Raw genomic sequence first — 2,815 nt, 5'->3', positions numbered from 1 at the left:
ACCCAGGCAGATATCAGGCGTGTCCTTGAGAAATATATTATCGGTAAGGAAAAGAGCGTTGTTGTTTTGAAGCCTAAGGAGACCGCGAACCCCCATACGTTTCAGTTGAAGAATGGGCTTAAGCTTGTCGTCAATAAAAATCAGGCATCCCCGAGTTTTTCATTCAAGATCGGGTTTACAGGCGGCCTGAAAGAAGAACCGCACAACAAAAACGGGACATTCAACCTCCTCTCGAAGATGCTCCTGAGAGGCACAAAAAATAAGGATGCGACAACAATAGCGAGAGAGATCGATCTCCTTGCGGGCGAGCTCTCACCTTTTAACGGGAGAAACATCTTTGGGCTTTCGGGAAAGTTTCTGATCAAAGACCTGAAGGCTGTTCTTAACCTTCTGCATGAACTCCTCACTGCGACAATTATGAAAGAAGAGGAGCTCGGAAAGATCAAGACAGAAGTGCTGTCAGAGATCCGTCAGAGGGATGATGACCCTATCGGTTTTACGTTCAGGCGTTTTAACGAAGTGCTGTACGAAGGACATCCATACAGCAAAGACCCCATCGGGAAGGAGCGTGACGTAGAGGGTACAGGGATCGATGATCTGGAGAGATTGTATAAAGAGTACGTAAGCCCCTCCAATGCGGTCCTGGCCATATCCGGCGATATTAATGAAAAGGAGCTGACGACACTTGCAAGGGAACTCTTTTCCGGCTGGAAGGGAGAAACGCATATGTTGCGCAAGGAACCTGCAAGGGTATCACAAAAGAATGTAACCATCGAAAAGGATATTCTGCAGACACACCTCATCTTTGGTTTTCCTGGTCCCGGGCTTCTCGATAAAGACAGGTATGCAGCGGAGGTGATGGATGCCATACTGTCCGGAATGGGCGGAAGGATACACAAGGTATTGCGTGAAGATAACCCATACGCATACGCATTGACCTTTTTCAACCAGATGGCATATGAAACGGGTGGCATGGGCATTTATATCGGAACAGACAGAAAGCTGGCCGGAGAGGTTGAAAGGATAGTAAGAGTGGAGATAGACAGGATCCTCAGGGATGGATTTACCCAAAAAGAGGTTGAGAACGGGAAGAATTACCTTATCGGAAATCATTACATCAGGATGCAGTCAAATGGCGCTATCACAACAGCCATGTGTTTTGACACGATGTACGGACTGAAACCGAATTATTTCAAGGTATGGCCGGGGTCCATTGAAAAGGTCACGAAGGAAGACGTAGACAGGATAGCGAGAAAGTACCTCACCTTCGAAAGGATGGTGCAGGTAATGATAGGAAAACCATCAAACCCGTAGATAGTAGATAGTATATAGTATATCGTGAACTGCAAAAGAATCCTTGCGATATACGATATACGAACTACGATGTACGATTAAAGAATTCCCGCACTGAAGCGACGATATAATCTTTTTCCGCCTTCTTCAATTCCGGATAGACAGGGAGCGCCAGGCTGGTCAGAGATGCCTCCTCCGCTACAGGGAAGTCGCCTTTTTTATATCCGAAGGATGCAAAGCAGGGCTGGAGATGCAGGGGCAGGGGGTAGTATACCCCGGTCACAATGCCTTTCTGTTTCAGAAATTCCTGCAGCTTATCCCTCTCCTGCACCCGTATGACATACTGGTGCGCTATGTATGAGAGATCATCCTTGATATGGGGAGACATAACAGGAAGGTCTTTCAGTTTTTTGTTGTAGAACCGGGCATTCTCCATTCTCTTTCTGTTCCAGGTTTCAAGATAGGGGAATTTTACAACGAGGGCGCAGGCCTTGATCTCGTCGAGCCTGCTGTTGATGCCTACCATTTCGTGGTGATATGGAACGCTGCCCATTCCGTGAACCCTCAGTTTTTTTACCTTTTCTCCAAGGTCTCTCCTCTTTGAAAGAACCATTCCACCTTCACCGATGCCGCCGAGATTTTTCGTAGGATAGAAGCTTAATGCCGCAATATCGCCGAAACTTCCCGACATCCCGCGATCGTTCCGGGAACCAAGGGATTGGGCTATGTCTTCGATGACAGGTATACCGTACTTCTTACTTATTGCCGATATCCTGTCCATGTCACAGAGCTTTCCGAATAAATGAACGATTATGATGGCCTTTGTCCTCGGAGTGATCGCCTTTTCGATCAACCCGGGGTCAATGTTCATGCTCTCCCTTTCTATGTCAGCGAAAACAGGTTTTGCTCCCATGAGAACGACCGAACTTGCCGTTGCGAAGAATGTATAGGGGGTTGTGATGACCTCGTCACCTTCTTTGATGTCAAGGGCCATGAGGGAGAGGATCAGCGCATCGGTACCGTTTGCGCAGGATATTGCCGAGGGTACGCCTGCATACTGTGCAATGGTATCTTCAAGCCGGCTGCAATATTGCCCGAGAATAAGTTTTTGTTCAGAGAGAATCTCCCTGATGTTTTTCAACACATCCTTTTGTACCAGTTTGAACTGGGCCTTCAGGTTGATAGGGGGTATGTTCATATGCTCGCTGTCTCCTCTTTGCACCAAATATCAAATATCCTATTTGAACATTTGAATTTGTTTAGAATTTAGATATTCGAATTTAGGATTTCAAAGGCTATTTTAGCATATTTCCGGATTTGTTCTCAACAACACATTGAATTTTTGTGGTGAAACGCAGTAGATTGATGACTATGGAAAAGTTCACAGGCCTTAAGGGGAAGGCCTTTCTGTTTCTTATGTTTTTCTGGTTTCTCTGGTTCATGAATTTTTCCTGCAGGACGATCTTTGCTCCTATCATGCCTCTCATTGAAGATGAGTTTGCTATCAGCCATGCCAGGGCAG

General features: G+C 46.3%; 2 protein-coding genes. One reads left to right on the top strand and one right to left on the bottom strand.

From position 1 onward, the window contains the following. Positions 1-1,314, top strand: a 1,314-nt coding sequence (locus PHU49_16695) for a pitrilysin family protein (GenBank protein MDD5245649.1), incomplete at its 5' end; no start/stop codon positions are given. Between the two features lie 64 nt (positions 1,315-1,378). Here PHU49_16695 and PHU49_16690 read toward each other — a convergent pair. Continuing rightward, positions 1,379-2,491 carry a DegT/DnrJ/EryC1/StrS family aminotransferase gene (locus tag PHU49_16690; GenBank protein MDD5245648.1) on the bottom strand — a complete coding sequence of 371 codons (1,113 nt, stop codon included), beginning with the start codon at positions 2,489-2,491 and terminating at the stop codon, positions 1,379-1,381. Between the last annotated feature and the right edge of the window lie 324 nt (positions 2,492-2,815).

The sequence above is a fragment of the Syntrophorhabdaceae bacterium genome (assembly GCA_028713955.1).
GTDB lineage: Bacteria > Desulfobacterota > Syntrophorhabdia > Syntrophorhabdales > Syntrophorhabdaceae > UBA5609.
Note: the sequence above shows the minus strand (reverse complement) of the source record. Positions and strands in the feature narration are given on the sequence as shown.